The following is a 23,204-nucleotide window of genomic DNA, read 5'->3' as shown; positions in this document are numbered from 1 at the left end:
TTCTGTTCAACGGGTGATCGTCACCCGCAGGATGCGATCGTCACCCGGCCTGGGATCCCCGCGGCCATCGGTGTTGGAGGTGGTGAGCCACAAGGAGCCGTCGCGGGCGGCTTCGACGGTGCGGAGGCGGCCGTACTTGCCGGTGAAGTACGCGACCGGCTCGCCCGTGCGCTTGCCGTCGGCAACGGGGATCGCCCACAGGCGTTCACCCCGGAGGCTCGCCATGAAGATGTGGCCCTGGGCGAAGGCGATCCCGCTGGGGGAGGCGTCCTTCGTCGGCCACTGGGCGATCGGATCGACCATGCCGTCCAGGTTGCTGACACCTTCGGCGGCCGGCCAGCCGTAGTTCGCGCCGGGTGTGATCTCGTTCAGTTCATCCCAGGTGTCCTGGCCGAACTCGGCGGCGTACAACTGCGATCCGCCGAACGCGAGTCCTTGCACATTGCGGTGCCCCTTGGAGATCCACAACCTGCCGTCCGGGTTGCCCGGCGCGGGTTTGCCGTCGGTGGTGATTCGGAGGATCTTGCCGCCGAGGGAGTCGTCGCTCTGCGAGTTCGGGCGATCCGCACCGTCGCCCGTACCGGCGTACAGGAACCCGTCCGGCCCGAACCGCAACCGCCCGCCGTTGTGAATCGCAGCCTGCGGAATCCCCTCCAGAATCACCGTCGGCTCACTGATCCCGCCGTTGCTGTACGTGAGCCGGGCGATCCGGTTGTCGTCCCCACTGGAGTAGTACACGTAGATGTAGGGCCGCTTCGGATACCCCGGATCCACCGCGATCCCCAGCAACCCACCCTCCGACGACGCATCGACCCCCTCGACCGTCCCCACCTCACTGACCTGCCCCGACCCCGTCACCCGCTTGATCCGCCCGGAATCCCGCTCAGTCACCAACGCACTGCTATCCGGCAGGAACGCCAGCCCCCAAGGCACCTCCACCCCAGTAGCCACCACCCCCACCACCGCCAACTTCACCGCCGCACCAGTCGCCGTCCCGCTCGGCTCATTGGGCGAAGAGGTCGACAGCGACGGCTGCGCATCCCCACCACCATCCCCGCACCCAGCAACCACCCCAGCCACCAACACCGCCACCACACCCCAGCGACCCTTACCCATGAGCACCATCCATCCCTAACCCATCCCCAGGCTCCCAAGGTATCGACCACTCCAACGCGACAAACCCCCGGACGTTATGCACACCGCGTCCTGGACTGAGATACACCGCCGGTCGGGGATCTGATCCAATAGACGTCCGAGCAGACCGACAGCGGAGGGTCATGTGAGTATCACCAGGCGTGCGTTGCTCGCCGGTACTGCGGCCCTGCCGCTGGCCGCAGCTACCCAGACAGCCTCAGGAGTTGGCCGCCCGCCTATGAACGACATCAAGGATCAGATCACGAAGCTGGTGGAGGAGCACCGTGACGGTGTCGCCCCGATCGTGTCTCTGGGGGATCCCGTACTACGCCAGGTCGCCGAGCCCTTCGACGGCCAGGTCGACGACAAGGTACTGACCGACTTCATCGCCCTGATGCGTCGCACCATGCTGGCGGCGCCCGGCGTAGGCCTGGCCGCCCCGCAGATCGGCGTATCGGTGCGCATCGCAGTACTGGAAGACCCCGCCACGGTCTCCGACGAGGTAGCCGAGGCCCGCCACCGCTACCCCTTGGAGTTCTTCGCCGCCATCAACCCCTCATACCTTGCCCACGGCCACAAACGCCGAGGCTTCTACGAAGGCTGCCTCAGCATGCCCGGCTACACCGGCGTAGTGAATCGCCCCTACGCCGTCAACGCCACCTACACGGACCCCGCCGGCACCACGCACCACAAACTCTTCGAAGGCTGGCAGGCACGCATCGTCCAACACGAAACCGACCACCTCCACGGCACCGTCTACATCGACAAACTGGAAACCCGCTCCGTCTCCACCACTGAGAACTACTTGGAACACTGGAACGACCCCGTCCCCACAAGGGCAGCCGCAACCTTGCGCTTCCGCCTCGACTAGCTGTTCAGCTGCCCCAGGTGGGGCGGAGCGGGAAGTGGGCGTTGGCCTGGTCGTCGAGCTTTACGGCCAGGACCTGGTGGAGTTGGGTGTTGTTGCGTTCGAAGCCGACTTGGCAGGCTGCCAGGTACAAGCCCCAGACCTTGGCTGTGGGGTAGCCGACTTCGGCGACCGCTTCGTCCCAGTGGGCTACCAGGTTGTTGGACCAGGCGTTGAGGGTCAGGGCGTAGTGCTCGCGGAGGTTTTCTTCGTGGCGGACTTCGAAGCCGGCGTCTTGGGCGTCGGCGATGATGCGGCCGGAGCCGATCAGTTCGCCGTCGGGGAAGATGTAGCGGTCGATGAAGGCGCCGGTGGGGCGGAAGCGGTTGTCCGGGCGGGTGATGGAGTGGTTCAGGAGGCGGCCGCCGGGCTTCAGGTGGTCCAGGAGGAAGCCGAAGTAGGACGGGTAGTTGCGGACGCCGATGTGTTCGGTGAGGCCGATCGAGGAGATGGCGTCGAAGTTGGTTTCGGTGACGTCTCGGTAGTCGGAGAAGCGGACTTCGGCCAGGTCTTCCAGGCCTTCTCGTTTGATGGCTGCCTGGGCCCACTCGGCTTGGGCGGCCGAGAGGGTTACGCCTAGGGTTTTCACGCCGTACTCGCGGGCTGCGTGGCGGACCATGCCGCCCCAGCCGCAACCTACGTCCAGGAGGCGTTGGCCGGGCTTGAGGTCCAGCTTGCGAGCTACGAGGTCGTACTTCTCGTGCTGCGCCTCCTCCAGGGTTGCATCCAAAGACGGGTAGACGGCGCAGGTGTACGTCATCGACGGGCCGAGGATGTACTCGTAGAAGGTGTTCGAGACGTCGTAGTGGTGGTGGATCGCGGCCTTGTCGCGGCTCTTCGAGTGGCGGAGTCCTTCGAAGGTACGACGCCACTTGGGCAGGTGCTCCTGCGGCGGCGGGGGCGGCGGCTTGAGGTGGCTCCAGCCGAGGCCGCGGACGATGCGCAACGCCTCCGACGGGGTCGGGCGCTGGAAGTGGACCTGGTTGAGCATCATCTTCATCAGGCCGTACGGGTTGCCGGGATGGCTGCCCTCGATCTCCAGATCGCCTTGTACGTACGCGCGCACCATGCCCAGGTCGCCGGGGGCAGTGAGGATGTACGACAGGCCGCGCTCGGTGGCCAGGTGCATGTGGATCGGGGAGTCCTCGGGTCCGGTCGCGCTGCCGTCGTACGCGGTGAAGCGGAAGGGAAGTCCTTCGGGCGCCACCGCGGTGAGCGCTGCTGCGATCGAAATCTGCGTCGGGATCGTTGCCGTCATCGGCGCGTCACCGCCTTCTCGTAGAGCCCGGTGAGCCGGGCGTCGGGGTCGTAGCGTTCTTTCATCAGCGTGAGGGCCGGTACGTTGTAGAGCCGGTCGAAGGTCTCCCGGTCGTAGTACGCGTCGGAGTACAAGGACTTGTGCCCGTCGAAGTCGGCGACGGCCGCCTCGATCCGGCGGTTCATGTCGCCGTCGGCGGCGCCCGGGGCGATCGCGACCGTGCCCCAGAAGCCCACGTTCACATAGGTCTCGCCGGGCTCGAGTGGGTAAAGAGGCCACGCCGAAGACCCGCGCAGGCGCAGCGGGCAGAGCCAAACAGGCCGCATCCCGACCTCGGCGTCGAACCAGCGCAGGAAGCCGGCCAGCCGCGACGCCGGGATCTCGACGTCCTGAACGACCCGCTCGCGGTCCGGGTTGCCGCGCCGGCGATTGATGCGGGCGGCAACTTGATGACGGTTCTCCAGGCCGATGATCTTGTGGTAGACGTCGCTGCGCCGCAGCCGGCGCGGCCAGACCCGCCGGAGATAAGGGTTCTGCGCACCGAACGCCGCGGAGCACCAGAACCAGTCGGTGTCCCAGCGCCACAGATAGTCATGAGCGGTCAGCGCATCGGTCGACCGTTGCTGGATCGACCGGTAGAAGATCTGCTGGCCGGTGTAGTCACTGACCTGTACTGCGGTATCGCTGTTCCGCCCCAGCGTCAGGTACGCCTCGTCGGGGCTGAACGCGACGCCGTCGACGAAGTCCACCGGCTGACCGGCATACGTGCCGTCGGCAACGATCGACTCGATGGCCGGGCCGAGCTCGTCGAGGCCGAGCCGGACGTGGCGGAGGGCGACGTACGGGGAGATGCGGTCGAGCTCGATCCGCAGGCGCGTCGCGTACCCGAGGGAGCCGTACGAGTTGGGGAAGGTGCGGAACAGGTCGGCGTGCTCGCCGTCGGGCCGCGCGGTGACGATCTCACCGGCGCCGGTGAGGATGTCCATCTCGAGCACCGATTCGTGCGGGAGACCGGCCCGGTACGACGAGGACTCGATGCCGAGGCCGGTCACGGCGCCGCCGAGCGTGATCGTGCGCAACTGGGGGACGACCATCGGCACCAGGCCGTGCGGCAGGGTCGCGGCGACGAGGTCCTCGTATGTACACATGCCCTGGACGTCGGCGGTGCGGCCGACCGGATCGACCGAGATCACGCCGGTGAGACCGGAGACGTCGAGGCCTGGGCTCTCCAGCGTCGTTCTTGGCCGGAACAGGTTGGAGCTGCGCTTCGCGAGGCGGACCGGGGCTCCCGCCGGGATGCGCTGGTAGGACGACCGCAGCCGCCCTACGGCCTGATCGTGATCGAGAGTCGAGGCCAGATCCGATGTCGTAGGCACCTGTTCAGAGTACGACGCCAACTCGCCCTCGGCACGGAATTCTCCGTGCACTCGTATGACACCTGGAGTGCACTTTAGGACCACTCGGTCCAGTGGTCCTGTGGGCTGAGAGTGTGCTCGCTTCATCTTGTCCGAGGGGGCGAGTAGGTTGCGGGGCATGGGTGAATCAGTGAAGGCGTTGCTGCCGTGGGAGGACCCGGACGGGTTCCTCGGAGGCTTGCCTGCGGGCGTCGACACGCAGTACTACGCCGGTGGCGAGCGACCGGCGCTGGATGCTGTCGAGTTCTACGTGCCGAGCTATATGGGCGCGTCCGAGGTGGTCGAGGTCGTCGCGGAGATGCCCGCATTGAAGGTCATCCAGACCCAGACGGCGGGGTTCGAGAACTTGCTGCCGCTGCTGCGGGAGGGCGTCACCCTGTGCAACGCGCGGGGTGTGCACGACGCGTCGACGGCTGAGCTGGCGGTCGGGCTGATTCTGGCGTCGTACCGGCGGCTGGCGCGGGCCGTGCGGAACCAGGAGCACGGCGAGTGGCCGTCGTCGTACCAGGAGCTGGACGACTCGCTCGCTGACCGGACGGTACTGATCCTCGGGTACGGCTCGATCGGGGAGGCGTTGGAGCGCCGGCTGGACGGGTTCGAGTGCGACATCATCCGGGTCGCGCGGCGGGCACGTGAGGGTGTTCACCCGATCACGGACCTGCCCGATCTGCTGCCGCGCGCGGACGTCGTCGTGCTGCTGACGCCTGCGACGGCCGAGACGCGCGGGATGGTCGATGCCAAGTTCCTCGCGCAGCTCAAGGACGGCGCTCTGCTGGTCAACGTCGCGCGCGGCGTGGTGGTCGACACGGACGCGTTGCTCGCCGAGCTGACCACCGAGCGGATCAGCGCCGCCGTCGACGTGACCGACCCCGAGCCGCTGCCCGCCGGACACCCGCTCTGGTCGGCGCCGAACATTCTGATCAACCCTCATCGCGGGGGCGCTTCGACGGCCTTCGCGCCACGCGTCGCCCGGCTGGTGCGGGCCCAACTCGAGCGGTACGTCACCGGCGTACCGCTGATCAACGTCGTCGCGGGGCCGCCGCGCTGACCTGAACCGTTGCGCAACCGCGCAGACCGATGGAGATGGACGAGGATGTCCGAGACCGTATTGCTGATCGGTACCAAGAAGGGGCTCTGGATCGGCCGGAGCGACACCGAGCGCCGCGAGTGGACGCTCGACGGGCCGATGTTCGAGATGCAGGGGATCTACTCGGTCGGGATCGATACCCGCGGCGAGCGGCCGCGGCTGTTCGCGGGTGGCACCAGCGAGCACTGGGGGCCGGCGGTCTTCCACTCCGATGACCTCGGCCAGACCTGGGACGAGCCGCCGGAGGGTTCGATCGGCTTCAAGGCCGGTGACGACGCATCGCTGGAGCGCGTCTGGCAGATTCAGCCGGCGCCGGAGGATCAGCTGGGAGTCGTGTACGCCGGTGCGCAACCGTCCTCGCTCTGGCGGTCGACCGACGGGGGTGTCCGGTTCGAGTTGGTGCGCGGGCTTTGGGATCACCCACATCGCAAGGACTGGGGTGCTGGGTTCGGGGGTCAGGCGATCCATACCGTGCTGCCGCATCCGACTGATCCGCAACGGATGAGCGTCGCGATGTCGACCGGTGGGGTCTACCAGACCGCGGATGGCGGGGAGTCGTGGGAGCCGGCGAATCATGGGATCAAGGCGTATTTCATGCCTGACCCGGATCCGGAGTTCGGTCAATGCGTGCACAAGCTTGCCGGGCATCCCGACGTACCGGAGCGGTTGTTCGCACAGAACCATCATGGGGTCTATCGGTCGGACGACGGTGGCGCGATCTGGAAGTCGATCGCGGACGGGCTGCCGTCGGACTTCGGGTTCCCGATCGTGGTGCATCCGCAGGAGCCGGCGACCGTCTACGTCTTCCCGTTGATTGCTGATGGCAACCGGATCCCGACGGACGCGAAGTGCCGGGTCTATCGGTCGCGCGATGCCGGGGCGACGTGGGAGGCGCTCACGAATGGCCTGCCTGACGTTCCTTCCTACGCGCCGGTACTACGAGACGCGCTGTGCGTCGACCAGGCGGACCCTGCTGGCGTGTACGTCGGCACGCGCGACGGTTGCGTGTATGCGAGCGCCGATGCGGGCGACTCGTGGGTCGAGGTGGCGCGGCATCTCCCCGACGTACTGACTGTGCGCGCGGCGGTGGTCGGCTGATGTCCGTGGCGGTCAAACTCCCGACGGTGCTGAGACCGTTCGCCGGGGGAGTCGAGCAGGTGGAGGTGGATGTCTCCGGTGAAGCGACCGTCGCCTCGGTCTTCGCCGCGTTGGAGACGGAGCACCCGGCTCTACGCCGCCGCCTGACCGACGACCAGGGCGCCTTACGCCGCCACGTCAACGTCTTCCTCGGCAACGACAACATCCGAGACCTAAACGCCTTAGACACCACCCTCTCCGACGGCGACGAACTACTAATCCTCCCAAGCGTCGCAGGCGGCTGACCCGCCGCTGCCGGGCACGGCTGGTCCGGCGACCCCGCTCCGGGCCCGCTGGCGCGGTTGGTCCAGGGCCGGCGGGGGCGGCTGGTACACGGCCAGCGCGGGCGGGCAGGCGGGGCGGGTGATCCCAGGGCGGGTGGTCGGTGAAGGCTGGCCGCCCGCGCCGCGACTGGGCAGCGGTGCTCGCGCGGCGACGCTGATCCAGGGCGGGCGTTGGTGCGTACTGGGTTGCATGACGATGTGGCGGTTGTTTGCGGATGAGGGTGGCAAGGCGCGGTTCGAGGTGTGGGGGCCGGAGTTGGTGCCTGAGGTGCCGGGGGCTGGGGAGTTGAGTGCTTCGGCGCCGCTCGAGGCGTTGGCGGCGATGGTGGTGCGGGGGCCGGCGGGTGGGGGCCATCCGGAGCAGCCGGAGGCGGGGCGGCGGCTGGTCGTAGTACTGGCTGGGGAGTGTGAGGTGACCGTGTCCGGCGAGACGGTGGTCGGTCGGCCGGGAGACGTGTTGCTGGTGGAGGACACGACGGGGAGTGGCCACTCCAGCAGGTCTGCGACCGGCTTCGAGGCGTTGGTGATCGTTCTGGACTGATGGGAGCCATCCAGGCACGTTGGATGGCGACCAGGATGAACTACTGCGCGGCTACCCAGCCGTAGATGTTGCCGGGGCGCCCGGCGGCCTTGGCGTGGGTGGGGTCGAAGGGGCCGAACTTCCGTACTGCGTTGCTCGCGTTGCCCTCGACCGTGGTGATCTTGCCGTTGCCGACAGCAACTACTACGCCGGTATGCACGCTGGTGTTGGTGTTCTGCGGCCCGGTCCCGTAGAGCACGATGTCACCCGGTTGCATGCCGGTGTTGGTCGAGTGGGCCCGGCCCCTGCCCTGGCCCCAGGTGTAGATGTCACCGGTGAAGCCGTAGTTGGGGATGTTGATCCCGCCCTGCCGCCAGGTCCAGGTGGCGAAATGCGCGCACCAGGCCTCACACGGCCCGTACGGGTTGCAGTTGCTGCCAGGCGGCGTCTCGCCCTGCCCGACCTCACCGTTGGCGGCGTCGACGATCGCAGTACGAACGTCAGCGACAACAGGTGCGGTGACCGGTACGGCGGCCGCCGTGATCGAGCTTGCCGAGAGCAGCGCGCCGCCGAGCAACAGGGCGGGTGCGAGCTTCTTCCAGGGAGGGCGCATCGTAGGAACTCCTTCGGTAGGTGGTGGGAACACCAGCCACCTTGTTACATACCTACCAAGTTTGGCAACCCATAGTAATTATTTGACTACGGAATAGAGTGATCCCATGGTCGATATCAAGCCGAGAAGCCGGACTGTCACTGACGGGCTGGAGGCGACGGCCTCGCGGGGGATGTTGCGGGCCGTCGGGATGGGGGATGACGACTGGGTCAAGCCTCAGATCGGGGTCGCGTCCAGCTGGAACGAGATCACGCCGTGCAATCTGTCGCTCGACCGGCTCGCGAAGGCGGTCAAGGACGGGGTGCACGCGGCCAAGGGGTACCCGCTCGAGTTCGGGACGATCAGCGTGTCCGACGGGATCTCGATGGGCCACGTCGGCATGCACTATTCGCTGGTCAGCCGCGAGATCATCGCCGACTCGGTCGAGACCGTGATGGAGGCCGAGCGGCTCGACGGATCGGTACTGCTGGCGGGCTGTGACAAGTCGCTGCCGGGCATGCTGATGGCCGCCGCCAGGCTCGACCTGGCATCGGTTTTCCTGTACGCCGGATCGATCATGCCCGGCAAGCTCGGGGACAAGGACGTCACGATCATCGACGCCTTCGAGGCTGTCGGCGCGTGTGTGCGTGGGCTGATCAGCCGTGAGGAGGTCGACGCCGTCGAGCGTGCGATCTGCCCGGGCGAGGGCGCCTGCGGTGGCATGTACACCGCGAACACGATGGCGTCCGCAGCCGAGGCGCTCGGGATGTCGCTTCCCGGTTCGGCCGCACCGCCCGCGGTGGACAGAAGAAGAGATGGCTTCGCCCGCAAGTCCGGCGAGGCGGTCGTCAACCTGCTGCAGCAAGGGATCACGGCACGGCAGATCCTCACCAAGGAGGCGTTCGAGAACGCCATCGCCGTCGTGATGGCGCTCGGCGGCTCGACCAACGCCGTACTTCACCTGCTCGCGATCGCCCGCGAGGCCGAGGTCGATCTCACCCTGGACGACTTCAACCGGGTCGGCGACAAGGTCCCGCACCTGGGTGACCTGAAGCCGTTCGGCCGCTACGTGATGACGGATGTCGACCGCGTCGGCGGCATCCCGGTCGTCATGCGCGCGCTGCTCGACGCCGGTCTGCTGCACGGCGACTGCCTGACCGTGACCGGCAAGACGATGGCCGAGAACCTGGCCGACATCGCTCCGCCGGACGTCGACGGCACGATCATCCGCGCGCTGGACAAGCCGATCCACGGCACCGGCGGCATCACCATCCTCAAGGGCAGCCTCGCCCCGGACGGCGCGGTGGTGAAGAGCGCCGGCTTCGACGAGGACGTCTTCGAAGGGACTGCGCGCGTCTTCGACGGCGAGCGCGGCGCGATGGACGCGGTCGGCGAGTTGAAGCCGGGCGACGTCGTGGTGATCCGCTACGAGGGCCCGAAGGGCGGCCCGGGCATGCGCGAGATGCTCGCCGTCACCGGCGCGATCAAGGGCGCCGGCCTCGGCAAGGACGTGCTGCTGCTGACCGACGGACGGTTCTCCGGCGGTACGACGGGACTCTGCGTCGGCCACGTCGCGCCCGAGGCGGTCGACGGCGGCCCGATCGCGTTCGTCCGCGACGGCGACCGGATCACTCTCGACGTCAAGAACCGCACCCTCGACCTGCACGTCGACGCCGACGAACTGCAACGGCGAAGCGTTGGCTGGACCCCGAAAGAGCCCGCGATCACCAGGGGAGTGCTGGGCAAGTACCGGCGGCTGGTGACCTCCGCCTCTCAGGGCGCTGTCTGCATCTCCTAAACTGAGGCTAAACGTAAGACAGCCATCTCAATCCATGAGATGGACTCGTGCCAGGCTTGACCGGATCGAGAGGAGTCGGCGAAGGTGACTGCATGCGATCGATTCTTCTCGTACTTGTGCGGCGCGCCGACTGACGCGACCTTCGAGTCGAGCGCGCCCCCTCAGCCCACCCGGCGGAGGGGGCGCTTTCTTTTGTGTAGCAGCAGCAGTGACGACCAAGGGAAGGCACCATGAGTGAGCAGCTGACCGGAGCACAGGCTCTGATCCGCGCACTGGAACATGCCGGTGTGGACACCGTCTTCGGCATCCCGGGTGGCGCGATCCTCCCGGCGTACGACCCGATGCTCGACTCGACCCAGATCCGCCACATCCTGGTACGTCACGAGCAGGGCGCCGGCCACGCGGCCCAGGGCTACGCCTCGGCGACCGGCAAGACCGGCGTCTGCATGGCGACGTCCGGCCCGGGCGCGACCAACCTGGTGACGCCGATCGCCGACGCCTACATGGACTCGGTGCCGATGGTCGCGATCACCGGCCAGGTGGCCAGCGCCGCGATCGGCACGGACGCCTTCCAGGAGGCGGACATCCGCGGCATCACGATGCCGATCACCAAGCACAACTTCCTGGTCAACGATCCGAACGAGATCGCCAGTACGATCGCCGAGGCCTTCCACATCGCGAGCACCGGCCGCCCCGGCCCGGTCCTGGTCGACGTGACCAAGGACGCCATGCAGGCGATGGTCGACTTCCGCTGGCCGACCGAGCTCTCCTTGCCCGGGTACCGCCCGGTGACCCGCCCGCACCCCAAGCAGGTGCGTGAGGCGGCCCGCCTGATCGCCGCCGCGGAGAAGCCGGTCCTGTACGTCGGCGGAGGCGTGATCCGTGCCAAGGCGCACGCCGAGCTGAAGGAACTGGCCGAGCAGCACGGCATCCCCGTCGTCACCACGCTGATGGCCCGGGGAGCGCTGCCCGACACGCACGAGCTGCACTTCGGCATGCCGGGCATGCACGGCTCGGTCTCGGCCGTCGGCGCGCTGCAGAGGTCTGATCTGCTGATTTGTCTCGGTGCCCGGTTCGACGACCGGGTGACCGGCAAGCTCAGCTCGTTCGCGCCCGAGGCCAAGGTGATCCACGCGGACATCGACCCGGCCGAGATCGGCAAGAACCGCCATGCCGACGTACCGATCGTGGGTGACTGCAAGGAGGTCATCGTCGATCTGATCGCGGCGCTGAACAGCGAGATCGCGAGCAACGGCAAGAGCCCGGACTACTCCGCGTGGCGTGCCCAGCTCGAGGCGGTCCGGGCGAAGTACCCGGTCGGTTTCGACGAGCCGGAGGACGGCAGCCTGTCCCCGCAGTACGTGATCCAGCGGATCGGCCAGATCGCCGGACCGGACGCGATCTACACCAGCGGCGTCGGCCAGCACCAGATGTGGGCCGCGCACTACCTGCCGTTCGAGAAGCCGATGCACTGGCTGAATTCCGGCGGCCTCGGCACCATGGGGTACTCCGTGCCGGCGGCGATGGGCGCGAAGGTCGCCCGGCCGGACAAGACCGTCTGGGCGATCGACGGCGACGGCTGCTTCCAGATGACCAACCAGGAGCTCGTCACCTGCGCGCTGGAGGGCATCCCGATCAAGGTCGCGGTGATCAACAACCAGTCGCTGGGCATGGTCCGGCAGTGGCAGACGCTGTTCTACGACAAGCGGTACTCCAACACCGACCTGCACTCGGCCCGGATCCCGGACTTCGCCAAGCTGGCCGAAGCGATGGGCGGCGTCGGGCTGCGCTGCTCCGACAAGGAGTCGGTCGACGCCACCATCGACAAGGCGATGTCGGTCACCGACCAGCCGGTCGTCGTCGACTTCGTCGTGCACCGCGACGCGATGGTCTGGCCGATGGTGGCCGCCGGCAGCAGCAACGACGACATCCAGTTCGCACGCGACATGGCCCCGCAGTGGGATGGGGAGGAGCTGTAAATGTCCAAGCACACACTTTCGATCCTGGTGGAGAACAAGCACGGTGTGCTCGCCCGGGTGGCGGCACTCATCTCCCGGCGCGGATTCAACATCGACTCACTGGCCGTCGGCCCGACCGAGCACCCTGAGGTTTCCCGGATGACCATCGCGGTCAGCGTGGACGAGCAGCCTTTGGAGCAGATCACCAAGCAGCTGAACAAGCTGATCAACGTGATCAAGATCGTCGAACTCGAGCCGACCGCCACCGTGCAGCGTGAACTGCTGCTGGTGAAGGTCAAGGCGGACACCCTGAGCCGCGGGCAGGTGCTGGAGACCGTCCAGCTGTTCCGTGCGAAAGTGGTGGACGTCGCTCCGGACGCGATCACCATCGAGGCCACCGGTAACCCCGAGAAGCTCGAAGCCATGCTCCGGGTGCTGGAACCCTTCGGCGTCCGCGAGCTGGTCCAGTCCGGCATGGTCGCGATCGGCCGGGGCAGCCGCTCCATCTCCGACCGCACCCTGCGCCCGGTCCCGGTCCCGCCACCACACGTGGCGACCGGATCCCCGACGCTGCAGGCCCGCCCGGCCGGTACTGCGAACAGCACGCCGGCCTCGGCCAACCCGACCCACCCGGTGCCGCACCCGCCGCCCGGTCACCGTCCCGCTCCCGCCCGACAGGCCTGAGCTGTAATCCCTCAATACAAGAAATCAAGGAGACGAGCTCCAAGTGGCAGCAGAAATGTTCTATGACGACAACGCCGACCTGTCGGTGATCCAGGGCCGCAACGTGGCCGTGCTCGGCTTCGGCAGCCAGGGCCACGCCCACGCGCTGTCCCTGCGCGACTCCGGCGTCGACGTCCGGGTCGGCCTGCCGGAGGGCTCGAAGAGCCGCGCCAAGGCCGAGGCCCAGGGCCTGCGGGTGCTCACCCCGTTCGAGGCATGCGAAGAGGCCGACGTGATCGTCGTGCTCGCGCCGGACCCGGCCCAGCGGTCGCTGTACAAGGAGGCCATCGAGCCGAACCTGGTCGACGGCGACGCGCTCGTCTTCGGGCACGGCTTCAACATCCGGTTCGGCTACATCAAGCCCCCGGCCGGCGTCGACGTCTTCATGGTCGCGCCGAAGGGCCCCGGCCACCTGGTCCGTCGTGAGTTCTCCGAGGGTCGCGGCGTACCGGTGCTGGTCGCCGTCGAGCAGGACGCGTCCGGCAAGGCCTGGGACCTCGCGCTGTCCTACGCGAAGGGCATCGGCGGCCTCCGCGCCGGCGGTATCAAGACCACCTTCACCGAGGAGACCGAGACCGACCTGTTCGGTGAGCAGGCCGTCCTCTGCGGTGGCGTCTCGCAGCTGATCCAGTCCGGCTTCGAGGTGCTGACCGAGGCCGGCTACCAGCCCGAGGTCGCGTACTTCGAGTGCCTGCACGAGCTCAAGCTGATCGTCGACCTGATCTACGAAGGTGGCATCGCCAAGCAGCGCTGGTCGGTCTCCGACACCGCCGAGTACGGCGACTACGTCTCCGGCCCGCGGATCATCGACGCGTCGGTCAAGCAGCGGATGGTCGAGGTGCTCGGCGACATCACCGACGGCACCTTCGCGGCCCGCTTCATCGCCGACCAGGACGCCGGCGCGCCGGAGTTCGCCGAGTTCCGCAAGAAGAGCCAGGAGCACCCGATCGAGGCTGTCGGCAAGGAGCTCCGCGGTCTGATGGCGTGGGTCAAGTCGCACGACGACGACTACGTCGAGGGCAGCGCGGCCCGCTGACCCTTTGGCTCTTACGCCCGGCCACCGTTCCTGGGTGGCCGGGCGTTGCCTGTTTGTTTGGCACAATCAGTGACGCAACGGGCCGGAGCGGGTGATCAGGGGGTAGCCGATGGACAGCGGCAGGCGAGAGCTGCCGAAGCCACCCCGGCGCGTCCCCGCCGGAGTGCTGACTCCGCTGACGTCGATCGAGTCGTCGCCGCCGCGCCGCCCGGACGTGACCACCCAGCCGCCGTTGCCGCCGAAGTTCCGGCCGCGATTCGTGGTCCCGCTGATCGTCTTCGTACTAGTCCTCGGCGCCGGCGCCGGCTGGCTGATCCGCGAGGACAGCCTCACCCTGGACACGGCCGAGGTGCTCCGGAAGTCCGGTCCGAGTGTCGTCAAGATCCTCGCCACCACCTGCGAGGGCACCGGCATCGCCAGTGGCGTCCTGCTCGACGACGGGCTGGTGCTGACCGCGTCCTCGTCGATCAAGCAGCCGATGTCCGTCGCGCTGGTGACGTCCACCGGTGACGTACGCCGGGCCAACGTGCTCGGCAGCAGCACCGACGGCGTCGCCGTACTGCGAATGATCGGCCAGCTCCCCAACCCGACGGCTCAGCTGGCGTCCAAGGAGCCGCCGCGAGGTGCTGACCGGGCCGTGGTCGCGTACATCGCCAACGGGCTGCTGTCCGTCCTGCCGCTCGGTCCGGCGAAGAACCCCAGGCCGCTGACCTCGGTGCTCAACTCGACCAAACTCGGCGCGCCCGCCCTGGACCGGTCCGGCCGGGTGGTCGGCCTGATCACCGGCGACACGGTGCCCAAGGCCACGATCGTCCCGGTCGCGAAACTGCGCCAGTACGTCGGTACAGGGCAGCCCGGCATCACCCCCGAACCCGGTGGGACCTGCGTGCGCTCGCGTGGACCGCAGGCCGCGATCGTGCCCGAGCTGACCGTGGCCAACACGCCGCTCGCGGGTGAGGTCCAGACCCTGATCGGCAAGTACATGACCACCACGAACCGGCACGATTTCGTCGGTTTGCGGGCGCTCTACTCCGCGCGGCTCGCCAAGAGCCTCACCGAGGATGAGGACCGCGAGCACCACCAGACGTCGTTCCTGTTCGGTCCCCGGATCATCGAGGTGACCCAGGTGGGGGAGACGGTGAACGCCCGGGTGAACTACAGCGTGCTGTTCTCGCCGAACAGCGTCGGCGCGCTCGGCCAGAGCTGTAACCGGCTCGACAACCGGTACCAGCTGGTCCGGGAGAAGGGCCGGCTGCTGGTCGACCGGGCGGTCGCAGTACGGGATCCGCAGCCCTGCGACTGAGATGAGACCCTGCGGGCGGCCGGATCGGCGACCAGGTAGCATCGTGTTCAGCGGGCACAGCGCGGTGCTCTGACTCTTCGAGCCCCCAACCGCTTCTGCAGGAGACATCTCTCATGACTGACGCTCAACGGCCCGTCGTCCTGATCGCCGAAGAACTGTCCCCGGCCACCGTCGAGGCACTCGGCCCCGACTTCGAGATCCGGCACGCGAACGGCGCCGACCGCGCCGAGCTGATCCCGGCCATCGCCGACGTCGACGCCATCTTGATCCGGTCCGCCACCAAGGTGGACGCCGAGGCGCTCGCCGCCGCCAAGAAGCTCAAGGTGGTCGCCCGCGCCGGCGTCGGCCTCGACAACGTCGACGTGAAGGCCGCCACCCAGGCCGGCGTGATGGTCGTCAACGCGCCGACCTCCAACATCGTCAGCGCCGCCGAGCTGGCCGTCGCGCTGCTGCTCGCCGCGGCCCGCCGGGTGCCGGCCGCCGACCTCTCGCTGAAGAACGGCGAGTGGAAGCGGTCGAAGTTCTCCGGCGTCGAGCTGTTCGAGAAGACCGTCGGCATCGTCGGCCTGGGCAAGATCGGCGTCCTGGTCGCCCAGCGGCTGGCCGCCTTCGGCATGAACGTGATCGCGTACGACCCGTACGTGCAGGCCGGTCGCGCCGCCCAGATGGGCGTCCGGCTCGCGTCGCTGGACGAGCTGCTGGCCGCGTCCGACTTCATCTCCGTGCACCTGCCGAAGACGCCCGAGACGATCGGGCTGATCGGTGACGAGCAGCTGCACAAGGTCAAGCCCGAGGTCATCATCGTCAACGCCGCCCGCGGTGGCATCGTCGACGAGGCTGCTCTCTACAGCGCTTTGAAGGAAGGCCGGGTCGCGGCGGCCGGGCTGGACGTCTTCGCGAAGGAGCCGTGCACCGACTCGCCGCTGTTCGAGTTCGAGAACGTCGTCGCCACCCCGCACCTGGGCGCCTCCACCGAGGAAGCGCAGGAGAAGGCCGGTATCGCCGTCGCCAAGTCCGTGCGGCTGGCGCTGTCGGGTGAGCTCGTGCCGGACGCGGTCAACGTCCAGGGCGGGGTCATCGCCGAGGACGTCCGGCCGGGGATCGCGCTGACCGAGAAGCTGGGGCGGATCTTCACCGCTCTCGCCGGCGGCGTCGCACAGCAGTTGGACGTCGAGGTGCGCGGTGAGATTACGCAGTACGACGTCAAGGTGCTCGAGCTGGCGGCGCTGAAGGGCGTGTTCGCCGATGTCGTCGAGGACAACGTGTCGTACGTGAACGCCCCGCTGCTCGCGGCCGAGCGTGGGCTCGAGGTGCGGCTCGTCACCGACCACGACAGCCCGGAGCACCGCAACCTGATCACCCTGCGCGGCACGCTGGCCGACGGTGGCCAGGTGTCCGTGTCCGGCACGCTGGTCGGCGTCAAGCAGTCCGAGCGGCTGGTCGAGATCGACGGCTTCGACCTCGAGGTCGAGCTGGCGGCGCACCTCGCGTTCCTGAGCTACGAGGACCGTCCCGGCATCGTCGGCCAGGTCGGCGGCATCCTCGGCAAGTCCGAGATCAACATCGCCGGCATGCAGGTCAGCCGCGACCGCAAGGGCGGCAAGGCGCTGGTCGCGCTGAGCGTCGACTCCAGCATCCCGACGGCGGTCCTGGACGACATCGCCACCGCAGTACAGGCCGACACCGCTCGCACGGTCGACCTCGAGGTCTGACAAGTTAAAACACCCCTGGGGTCGCTCGCGCCCCCAGGGGTAGCGCAAACTGTTCAAACAGGTCCGGCCTGCCGCCCGCAGGCGCATGGCGGCCGGCCAGGGCCCGAGCCCTCCCACCGGGAGCGCGCTCGGGCCCACCTGCTTTTACTGGGTACTGCGATGTAGGTGCTCCTTCGACGGGTGGTACTCCGCCCACGCCGGCTCCTACGTCGCCTGCTGCCCACCCCCCAGCTCCGGGCTCCTCCGTCGTGGTGTCCCGGTCGACAGGAGGTAGTCGTTGTTTTGGCGGATTTGGGTTGCTGTTCAAGCGGGGCGAGCCCTTGCCGTACGCACTACGTCCTGTCGACCGGGACACCAGCCCTGGAGTAGAGCTAGGCCCGGCCGTCCCGCTGGCGCCGACGATCACGCAGGGCTGCTCCAAGCTTCGGCGACTTGCCCGGGTGGTATCTCTCAAAGGCAGCGGGAGGGGCGACGGAGGAGCCCCAGAGCTGGGGGGGTCGGGAGCAGGCGACGTAGGAGCCGGCGTGGGCGGCGAGGTTTCCTGGTTGGGGGAACCCCTTCGGCCGGCTATCCGGCCGCGGCTTTCAGGGCTTCCAGTATGGCTGTGACGGCTGGAGGGTCCGGGGGATCGCCGTAGGTGGCGGCGTGGAGTTGGCGGGTGTGGCCGGGGATCTTGGTGGCGTGAATGTCCGGGTGGCGGTGCGCCTGGAGGGCGAGGCCGGGCAGGGTGGTGACGCCGATGCCTGCGGCGACGAAGGCTTGGACGACGGTCATGTCGTCGCTGAGTGACCCGATCCGCGGGGTGAAGCCTGCTCGCCGGCAGACGGTGACGAGCTCCTCCTGGCATCGCTCGCAGCCGCCGATCCAGGCGGAGTCGCGATGGTTCTCGAGGCTGTCGTCCGGGTGCTGGCTGATCAGATAGACCGGGTCGTCGCCGATGTGGACCAGACGGAACCCTTCGTCCTCGGCCGGCGCGTCGGCGTACCGGAAGATGAGGGCGACGTCGATCTCGCCGTGGCGCAGCATCTGCAACGCTTCGACGGGATGGCGCTCGATCAGGCTCAGCTCGAGTCCCGGGTACGTCCGGGTCAGGATGCCGGCTGCTCTGGGCGCGACCGTGCTCACGACTGACGCGTTGCCCGCCAGCCGGACCTGGCCGGCCTGTAGCCCGACCTGAGCCGCTAGCTCGTTTGCCGCCGCGTCCATCCGTCCGATGATCTCGGCGGCCCGGTTGGCCAGCAGCCGTCCTTCCGGCGTCAGCCGGATCCCTCGACCGACCCGCTGCAGGAGCTTGACGCCGGTGGACGCTTCCAGGCGGGCCAGGTGGTGGCTCACCGTCGGCTGCGAGTAGTGCAGCTCTTTGGCCGCTTCGGTCACCGAGCCGTGGCGCGCTACCGAGGCCAGAATCTTGAGATGGACAGGGTTGAGCATTGATAGAGATTATCAATGTATTCCTCAAGATATTGGCATTAGACGGCATCTCTCCGCTGCTCCATGCTCGGACTCGGGACCACCTACCGAGGAGAAGCGATGAGCAAGCTCAGGTGTCATATCTCGATCTCGCTGGACGGTTTCGTCGCGGGGCCGAACCAGAGCGTGGAGAACCCGCTCGGCGAAGGCGGGGAGCGGCTCCACGACTGGGTGGTGCCGCTGGCCAGCTGGCGCGAGGGCCACGCCAAGGAAGGCGGCGAGGTGAACGCGAGCGACCGGGTCGTCGAGGAGGCCCGGGAGAATCTCGGCGCGGCGGTGATGGGCCGGAACATGTTCGGCCCGATCGGTGGTGGCCCGTGGGTGAACGAGGACTGGTTGGGTTGGTGGGGCGACAACCCGCCGTACCACTACCCCGTGTTCGTGGTGACCCATTACCCGCGTGAGCCGGTCGAGATGGCCGGGGGTACGACGTACCACTTCGTCACCGACGGGATCGAGTCGGCTCTCGATCAGGCGAAGGAGGCCGCCGGCGGGAAGGACGTGATGCTCTGGGGTGGCGGCGACATCATCGGGCAGTACCTGGCGGCCGGACTGCTGGACGAGCTCGAGCTGCACGTCGTGCCGATCCTGCTGGGCGACGGTGCTCGCATCTTCGGCACCCCGGGAGGTGTCCGGCTGGAACAGATCCGGTCCGTCGAGGCGCCCGGCGTCACCCACCTCAAGTACCGCGTCCTGAAATGAAGCGCGGCCTCCTGTACGGCGCCTCGACGTACGGGATCTGGGGACTGCTGCCGCTCTACTGGCGGCTCCTCGACGGCGCCGGTGCGATCGAAGTGCTGGCTCACCGGTTCGTCTGGACCCTCGCGTTCATCGCGTTGCTGCTGTGGTTGCGCCCGCGGCCCGGTTGGTGGCATGCGGTGAGGCAGCGCCCTGCCGCGCTGCGGTATCTGGCTGCTGCGGCGTTGGTGATCTCGTTCAACTGGTACCTCTACATCTGGGGCGTGAATCACGGGCGGGTGGTGGAGACCTCGCTCGGCTACTTCATCAGCCCGCTGATCACCGTCCTGTTCGGAGTGGTTCTGTTTCGCGAACGGCTCCGGCGAGGGCAATGGCTCGCGCTCGGCCTGGCGGCTGCCGGGGTCGGGTGGCTGGCGATCGACTACGGCCGCGTGCCCTGGGTGGCGGCCGGGCTGGCGCTCAGCTTCGCCGCGTACGGCGTATTGAAGAAGAAGGCGGCGACGCCCGCGGTCGAGGGCTTCGCGGTCGAGGCGACGGTCGTGCTGCCCTTCATGGTGGGGTATCTGGTCTGGCTCGGGTACGCCGGACGTGCAGAGTTCGGGCAGGGCTGGTCGACGTCGCTGCTCCTGGCGGCCGCCGGCCCGGCCACGGCGATTCCGCTGCTGTTCTTCGCCGGGGCCGTCCGCCGGATCCCGCTGACCTACCTGGGGCTGCTGCAGTACCTCACGCCGACCGTGCAGTTCCTGCTTGCCGTCTTCGCGTTCGGCGAACCGATGCCCGCCGAACGCTTGGCCGGATTCCTCCTGATCTGGACTGCCTTGTCGATCTTCATCGTCGGCAATGCCGGCCCGGTCAGGACCACCACTTCTGGCCGGGGGCCTTGGCGTCGGGGGTGTGGTTGGAGGTATCCAGGGCGTCCAGTGCTGTCATTGAGTCCTCGTCCAGTTCGAAGTCGAGGGCGATGAAGTTTTCCTGGATTCGGGAGGGGGTGGCGGACTTGGGGATTACTGAGACGCCTCGTTGGAGGGACCAGCGGATGAGGACCTGGGCGGGGGTGCGGCCGGTGGTGGAGGCGATTTTGGCTACGACCGGGTCGTCCAGGTGTTCGCCGGTACCTAGGGGGCTGTAGCCCTGGGGGACTACCCCGGCGGCTACGCAGGCCTCGACCAGGGCGCGGCGGTCGAGGAACGGGCTGTACTGGAATTGGTTGGCCGCAGGGGTGATCTCGGCGGACTTGGAGACCTCGGCCAGTTCGGTGGCGCTGAAGTTGGAGACGCCGATCGCCCGGGCCAGGCCGGCGGCTTGGGCTGCTTCCATGCCGGGCCAGGCGACCGTGGGGCCGCCCTGGGGCCAGTGGACGAGGTAGAGGTCGACGTAGTCGGTGTCGAGGCGTTCGAGGCTCTTTTCCATCTCGGCCAGGGGGTCGCGGCGGCTGGGGAGGAACTTTGTGGTCAGGAAGATCTCCTCCCGCGGTACGCCGCTGCTGCGGATCGCCCGGCCGACGCTCGACTCGTTGCCGTAGGCCTGAGCCGTGTCGATCAGCCGGTAGCCGGTCTCGAGGGCCGCGGCCACCGCGCCTTCGGTGACCGGGCCGTCCGGCACCTGCCAGACTCCCAGCCCGAGGGCGGGGATCTCGGCGCCGGTCGAAAGCTTCAGCAGCGGTTGCATGTCTTCTCCTAGTTCATCGGGAACCCGATGGGGAACTGAGTGGTGGATTTGTTGGTCAGCGGTGGGGCGAACTCGCTGAGTGATACCTGGCAGGTCGTCTTGGTGGCCGACTTGATCGCGCAGGTGAGCAGATCCAGCCGGGCCGTCTCCTCGGAGCGGAAGCCAACAGCGTAGAAGGTGTGTTCATCTTTCCACTGGGTCGGCGCGATCAGGAGGTAGCCGGGGATGGTGAGTACCGCGTTCTTGCCGCTCCGGACGTCGACCACGCCGACGGTGTCGGCCTTGTCGGTGAGCAAGTAGCGGGCCCCCGGTGAGAGGGTTCCGCGCCAGCCGCTGAAATGGGCCGGAGCAGCCGCGTTGACGTCGCTGCCGAGTGCCATGTCGACATCGTCGTCCACCGGGTTCTCCCAGACGAATTGCCCGGCTTCGGCGGCGACCAGGAAGGTCGGCTTCACCTTGGGCTTGATCAGTTCGCCGACACCTGTGGCGAGGTTCCACCGGCGCAGCCCGTCCATGGCGCCGAAGTACGCGATCCCGTCGTCGATCGCGGCGACCCGCAAAGAGGGGTTGGCCTGCGGGTTGTCGTACCTGTTGCCGGCCCCCGTCCGTACCACCTCCTGGTCAGCGACCAGGTTGTACACGACGAACTCGGGCACAAGCCGAGTCGCGTCGACCCAGCCGACCACCGAGTGGTCGGCATCCGCCGCTAGCCGGTGGTTCTTGCTGCCTTTCCCGATCTGGGTGGCCCCGTCGGCGCCGACACGATAGACGCCGCCGTCCTTGGTGGTGAAGACGAAGGCCTCGTTGGTCTGCACGAACGAGGCGATGGCGGCCGGCACCCGAATCACCTCGGCACCGAAGTGGATCTCCTTGCCGTCGGCCCAGGTCGGCCGTCGTTCGGCAAAAGGCCCGCTGTTCGAAACCTCGACCCCACGGTCGCTGCCGAAGTGCACGGCCGCGGTCAGCCCGCCGGCCACGACCACGGCGCTGGCGGCCACGGAGGTGAACACCTTCGCCAGCTTGCGCCGCTTGAGCCGGCGCTTGCCGGTGCGGACGATCGCGTCCAGATCGAGGTGCGGGTCACCGATCGCCTCGGCTTCCTCGGTGAACGTGTCCTTGAGCAACCCGGTCATGCGGTCACCACCTTCTCCATGATCAGGAGCGCCTCAGGACCGAGTCCCGCGCGCAGTTTCTTCAGGGCACGGGAGGTCTGGCTCTTCACCGTGCCTTCGCTGCAGCCGAGGATGCTTGCAGTCTCGGCCTGCGTGAGGTCCTCGTAGTACCGAAGCACCAGTACTGCGCGCTGTTGCGGCGGAAGCGTCCCGACCTCCGCCCACAACCAGACCCGGCCGGTCACGTCCTCGGACCTGGCCTCGAGCCCGGCCGGCATACTGCCATCCGGCCGTTCACCCCACGACTTGCGCCGGAACCAGCTGATCGCCGTGTTGGTCATCGTCCTGCGCGTGTAGGCTTCGGCGTTGGCCGAGTCGAGCAGCTTGTTCCAGCGGACGTAGGTCTTGGTGAGGGACTCCTGCAGCAGGTCCTCGGCCAGCCCCCGGTCGCCGACCAGCAGATAGGCATAGCGGAACAGCGCCCGCTGACTGCTGATCGCGAATTCCTCGAATTCACGCTCATTGGCCATCTGTGTCCTCTCCACACCCGGTGCCCTCCGCACCAGCTGCCCCCTAGACGCTTCGCGACCGCCGAACCGTTGGCGGGGTCACCTCGATGTCCATTGCACACGCGTCTGCCAAGGCAGCACATACTCGGCGGCGGTGAGGTGAGACCTCATGGCATCAACGAGTGGCTGCCGCTCCTCGTCTGGCAGGTTTGCGACCCAGCCCATGGAGCCGAAGTAAGCGATCAGCCCTTGCGCGTCGAGGGTCTGAGGATTCGCCAGCCGCACCTCGCGGATCTGGTCGAAGGTCCTTTCGGCGAAGGGCAGGTTCCATGCGGTGGGTGCCCAATCACCACTCATCATGTCGAGCGGGAACCCGAAGTCTCGAGGCCAGATTGGTGCGAGAAGCTCCTCGACAGCCGTGATGGACGGGACGGCCGGTCCGTTCGCCACGTTCCACATCACCACCAGGGCCCCGCCCGGTCGCAGGACGCGGGCGATCTCCACCAACGCGGCCTCGTTGTCGAACCAGTGGAAGGCCTGAGCCACGAAGACCGCGTCGACCGAGTCATCCACGAGCGGGATCCGCTCCGCAGTACCGTCGATCGCCTCAACACCTGGACAACCCGCAACAAGCGCACGACGCATGCCAGGGTCCGGCTCGACGGCCACCACATGCGCGAACCTCGAGACCAGCTGCCGGGTGAGCTTGCCCGTCCCGGCAGCAAGTTCGAGCGCCGTCGCCGACGACGAGAGCTCGGCGACATCGAGAACCTGAGCCGGGTAGCCGGGCCGCCCCCGCTCGTAGTCTTCGTACCAATGCCTGGGCATGCCGTCGGTCGCCATGGACCCATCCTGGCCGGGTTAGGTCGATATCCACAGCGG

At 67.8% G+C, this 23,204-nt stretch carries 21 protein-coding genes and 1 pseudogene; 13 read left to right on the top strand and 9 right to left on the bottom strand.

What is annotated here, in order from left to right:
* Positions 1-6 precede the first annotated feature (6 nt).
* Positions 7-1,116, bottom strand: a complete 1,110-nt coding sequence (locus tag AB0M15_RS23950; RefSeq protein ID WP_363823076.1) for a PQQ-dependent sugar dehydrogenase — start codon at positions 1,114-1,116, stop codon at positions 7-9.
* Positions 1,117-1,279: 163 nt separating this feature from the next.
* Between AB0M15_RS23950 and AB0M15_RS23945 the strand changes: the two genes are divergently transcribed.
* Positions 1,280-2,005, top strand: coding sequence for a peptide deformylase (locus AB0M15_RS23945; RefSeq protein ID WP_363823073.1), 726 nt, complete (start codon positions 1,280-1,282; stop codon positions 2,003-2,005).
* A gap of 4 nt (positions 2,006-2,009) precedes the next feature.
* Here the strand turns inward: AB0M15_RS23945 and AB0M15_RS23940 are convergent, their stop codons facing one another.
* Both AB0M15_RS23940 and AB0M15_RS23935 read right to left on the bottom strand, forming a co-directional pair.
* Positions 2,010-3,299 carry a cyclopropane-fatty-acyl-phospholipid synthase family protein gene (locus tag AB0M15_RS23940; RefSeq protein WP_363823070.1) on the bottom strand — a complete coding sequence of 430 codons (1,290 nt, stop codon included), beginning with the start codon at positions 3,297-3,299 and terminating at the stop codon, positions 2,010-2,012.
* Positions 3,296-4,675 carry an FAD-binding oxidoreductase gene (locus AB0M15_RS23935; protein WP_363823067.1) on the bottom strand — a complete coding sequence of 460 codons (1,380 nt, stop codon included), beginning with the start codon at positions 4,673-4,675 and terminating at the stop codon, positions 3,296-3,298. The genes AB0M15_RS23940 and AB0M15_RS23935 overlap by 4 nt, the downstream gene beginning before the upstream one ends.
* Before the next feature lie 157 nt (positions 4,676-4,832).
* On the opposite strand from AB0M15_RS23935, the gene AB0M15_RS23930 reads away from it, so the two are divergent.
* The 4 genes from AB0M15_RS23930 (at position 4,833) to AB0M15_RS23915 (ending at position 7,763) form a co-directional block, all read left to right on the top strand.
* Complete coding sequence (locus AB0M15_RS23930) at positions 4,833-5,762, top strand: 2-hydroxyacid dehydrogenase (protein WP_363823064.1); 930 nt, start codon at positions 4,833-4,835, stop codon at positions 5,760-5,762.
* A gap of 45 nt (positions 5,763-5,807) precedes the next feature.
* Entirely contained in the window at positions 5,808-6,899 is a 1,092-nt protein-coding gene (locus tag AB0M15_RS23925; RefSeq protein ID WP_363823061.1) for an exo-alpha-sialidase, read from the top strand.
* The gene (locus AB0M15_RS23920; RefSeq protein WP_363823059.1) at positions 6,899-7,183 is read left to right on the top strand and encodes a ubiquitin-like small modifier protein 1; all 285 of its coding nucleotides are present in this window, start codon (positions 6,899-6,901) and stop codon (positions 7,181-7,183) included. The genes AB0M15_RS23925 and AB0M15_RS23920 overlap by 1 nt, the downstream gene beginning before the upstream one ends.
* Positions 7,184-7,301: 118 nt before the next feature.
* Entirely contained in the window at positions 7,302-7,763 is a 462-nt protein-coding gene (locus tag AB0M15_RS23915; protein ID WP_363823056.1) for a cupin domain-containing protein, read from the top strand.
* Positions 7,764-7,803: 40 nt separating this feature from the next.
* On the opposite strand, the gene AB0M15_RS23910 is transcribed toward AB0M15_RS23915, so the two are convergent.
* On the bottom strand, positions 7,804-8,355 hold the full coding sequence (locus AB0M15_RS23910) for a CHAP domain-containing protein (protein ID WP_363823054.1): 552 nt from the start codon (positions 8,353-8,355) through the stop codon (positions 7,804-7,806).
* Between the two features lie 106 nt (positions 8,356-8,461).
* On the opposite strand from AB0M15_RS23910, the gene ilvD reads away from it, so the two are divergent.
* The 6 genes and pseudogenes from ilvD to serA all read left to right on the top strand — a co-directional run bounded on the left by ilvD (position 8,462) and on the right by serA (position 16,864).
* A complete protein-coding gene (gene ilvD, locus AB0M15_RS23905; RefSeq protein ID WP_363823051.1) occupies positions 8,462-10,132 on the top strand; it encodes a dihydroxy-acid dehydratase in 1,671 nt (556 codons plus the stop codon).
* A gap of 230 nt (positions 10,133-10,362) precedes the next feature.
* On the top strand, positions 10,363-12,111 hold the full coding sequence (locus AB0M15_RS23900) for an acetolactate synthase large subunit (RefSeq protein ID WP_363823049.1): 1,749 nt from the start codon (positions 10,363-10,365) through the stop codon (positions 12,109-12,111).
* A pseudogene (gene ilvN, locus AB0M15_RS23895) lies at positions 12,112-12,615 on the top strand (acetolactate synthase small subunit); the annotation flags it as partial.
* Positions 12,616-12,829: 214 nt separating this feature from the next.
* Positions 12,830-13,849 (top strand): ketol-acid reductoisomerase, encoded by a 1,020-nt coding sequence (gene ilvC, locus AB0M15_RS23890; protein WP_363823831.1) that lies wholly within the window; start codon positions 12,830-12,832, stop codon positions 13,847-13,849.
* A 109-nt stretch (positions 13,850-13,958) separates the two neighbouring features.
* Positions 13,959-15,152, top strand: a complete 1,194-nt coding sequence (locus AB0M15_RS23885) for a trypsin-like peptidase domain-containing protein (protein ID WP_363823047.1) — start codon at positions 13,959-13,961, stop codon at positions 15,150-15,152.
* A 113-nt stretch (positions 15,153-15,265) separates the two neighbouring features.
* Complete coding sequence (serA, locus tag AB0M15_RS23880; protein ID WP_363823045.1) at positions 15,266-16,864, top strand: phosphoglycerate dehydrogenase; 1,599 nt, start codon at positions 15,266-15,268, stop codon at positions 16,862-16,864.
* 567 nt (positions 16,865-17,431) lie between these two features.
* On the opposite strand, the gene AB0M15_RS23875 is transcribed toward serA, so the two are convergent.
* The gene (locus AB0M15_RS23875; RefSeq protein WP_363823042.1) at positions 17,432-18,295 is read right to left on the bottom strand and encodes a LysR family transcriptional regulator; all 864 of its coding nucleotides are present in this window, start codon (positions 18,293-18,295) and stop codon (positions 17,432-17,434) included.
* 99 nt (positions 18,296-18,394) lie between these two features.
* Here AB0M15_RS23875 and AB0M15_RS23870 point away from each other — a divergent pair, with 99 nt between their 5' ends.
* Entirely contained in the window at positions 18,395-19,036 is a 642-nt protein-coding gene (locus AB0M15_RS23870) for a dihydrofolate reductase family protein (RefSeq protein ID WP_363823039.1), read from the top strand.
* Positions 19,033-19,998 (top strand): EamA family transporter RarD, encoded by a 966-nt coding sequence (gene rarD / locus AB0M15_RS23865; protein ID WP_363823037.1) that lies wholly within the window; start codon positions 19,033-19,035, stop codon positions 19,996-19,998. The genes AB0M15_RS23870 and rarD overlap by 4 nt, the downstream gene beginning before the upstream one ends.
* On the opposite strand, the gene AB0M15_RS23860 is transcribed toward rarD, so the two are convergent.
* The 4 genes from AB0M15_RS23860 to AB0M15_RS23845 all read right to left on the bottom strand — a co-directional run bounded on the left by AB0M15_RS23860 (position 19,886) and on the right by AB0M15_RS23845 (position 23,165).
* Positions 19,886-20,701, bottom strand: coding sequence for an aldo/keto reductase (locus AB0M15_RS23860; protein WP_363823034.1), 816 nt, complete (start codon positions 20,699-20,701; stop codon positions 19,886-19,888). The two genes, rarD and AB0M15_RS23860, sit on opposite strands and share 113 nt — an antisense overlap.
* Before the next feature lie 8 nt (positions 20,702-20,709).
* Entirely contained in the window at positions 20,710-21,834 is a 1,125-nt protein-coding gene (locus AB0M15_RS23855) for a hypothetical protein (RefSeq protein ID WP_363823031.1), read from the bottom strand.
* Positions 21,831-22,343, bottom strand: a complete 513-nt coding sequence (locus AB0M15_RS23850) for a SigE family RNA polymerase sigma factor (RefSeq protein ID WP_363823028.1) — start codon at positions 22,341-22,343, stop codon at positions 21,831-21,833. Before AB0M15_RS23850 ends, AB0M15_RS23855 begins: the two co-directional genes overlap by 4 nt.
* Positions 22,344-22,421: 78 nt before the next feature.
* On the bottom strand, positions 22,422-23,165 hold the full coding sequence (locus AB0M15_RS23845) for a class I SAM-dependent methyltransferase (RefSeq protein WP_363823026.1): 744 nt from the start codon (positions 23,163-23,165) through the stop codon (positions 22,422-22,424).
* Positions 23,166-23,204: the final 39 nt, after the last annotated feature.

The organism is Kribbella sp. NPDC051718, from assembly GCF_040681515.1.
GTDB lineage: Bacteria > Actinomycetota > Actinomycetes > Propionibacteriales > Kribbellaceae > Kribbella.
The sequence above is the reverse complement of the archived record's forward strand: the minus strand, read 5'-3'. Positions and strand labels throughout refer to the sequence as shown.

Excerpts from the sequence above, each read along its gene's own strand:
- AB0M15_RS23845 (WP_363823026.1), bottom strand. The coding sequence starts at position 23,165 with ATGGCGACCGACGGCATGCCCAGGCATTGGTACGAAGACTACGAGCGG.
- AB0M15_RS23910 (WP_363823054.1), bottom strand. The coding sequence starts at position 8,355 with ATGCGCCCTCCCTGGAAGAAGCTCGCACCCGCCCTGTTGCTCGGCGGC.
- serA (WP_363823045.1), top strand. The coding sequence starts at position 15,266 with ATGACTGACGCTCAACGGCCCGTCGTCCTGATCGCCGAAGAACTGTCC.
- AB0M15_RS23860 (WP_363823034.1), bottom strand. The coding sequence starts at position 20,701 with ATGCAACCGCTGCTGAAGCTTTCGACCGGCGCCGAGATCCCCGCCCTC.
- AB0M15_RS23885 (WP_363823047.1), top strand. The coding sequence starts at position 13,959 with ATGGACAGCGGCAGGCGAGAGCTGCCGAAGCCACCCCGGCGCGTCCCC.
- AB0M15_RS23850 (WP_363823028.1), bottom strand. The coding sequence starts at position 22,343 with ATGGCCAATGAGCGTGAATTCGAGGAATTCGCGATCAGCAGTCAGCGG.
- ilvD (WP_363823051.1), top strand. The coding sequence starts at position 8,462 with ATGGTCGATATCAAGCCGAGAAGCCGGACTGTCACTGACGGGCTGGAG.
- AB0M15_RS23870 (WP_363823039.1), top strand. The coding sequence starts at position 18,395 with ATGAGCAAGCTCAGGTGTCATATCTCGATCTCGCTGGACGGTTTCGTC.
- AB0M15_RS23920 (WP_363823059.1), top strand. The coding sequence starts at position 6,899 with ATGTCCGTGGCGGTCAAACTCCCGACGGTGCTGAGACCGTTCGCCGGG.
- AB0M15_RS23900 (WP_363823049.1), top strand. The coding sequence starts at position 10,363 with ATGAGTGAGCAGCTGACCGGAGCACAGGCTCTGATCCGCGCACTGGAA.
- AB0M15_RS23940 (WP_363823070.1), bottom strand. The coding sequence starts at position 3,299 with ATGACGGCAACGATCCCGACGCAGATTTCGATCGCAGCAGCGCTCACC.
- AB0M15_RS23875 (WP_363823042.1), bottom strand. The coding sequence starts at position 18,295 with ATGCTCAACCCTGTCCATCTCAAGATTCTGGCCTCGGTAGCGCGCCAC.
- rarD (WP_363823037.1), top strand. The coding sequence starts at position 19,033 with ATGAAGCGCGGCCTCCTGTACGGCGCCTCGACGTACGGGATCTGGGGA.
- AB0M15_RS23925 (WP_363823061.1), top strand. The coding sequence starts at position 5,808 with ATGTCCGAGACCGTATTGCTGATCGGTACCAAGAAGGGGCTCTGGATC.
- ilvC (WP_363823831.1), top strand. The coding sequence starts at position 12,830 with ATGTTCTATGACGACAACGCCGACCTGTCGGTGATCCAGGGCCGCAAC.
- AB0M15_RS23930 (WP_363823064.1), top strand. The coding sequence starts at position 4,833 with ATGGGTGAATCAGTGAAGGCGTTGCTGCCGTGGGAGGACCCGGACGGG.
- AB0M15_RS23855 (WP_363823031.1), bottom strand. The coding sequence starts at position 21,834 with ATGACCGGGTTGCTCAAGGACACGTTCACCGAGGAAGCCGAGGCGATC.
- AB0M15_RS23950 (WP_363823076.1), bottom strand. The coding sequence starts at position 1,116 with ATGGGTAAGGGTCGCTGGGGTGTGGTGGCGGTGTTGGTGGCTGGGGTG.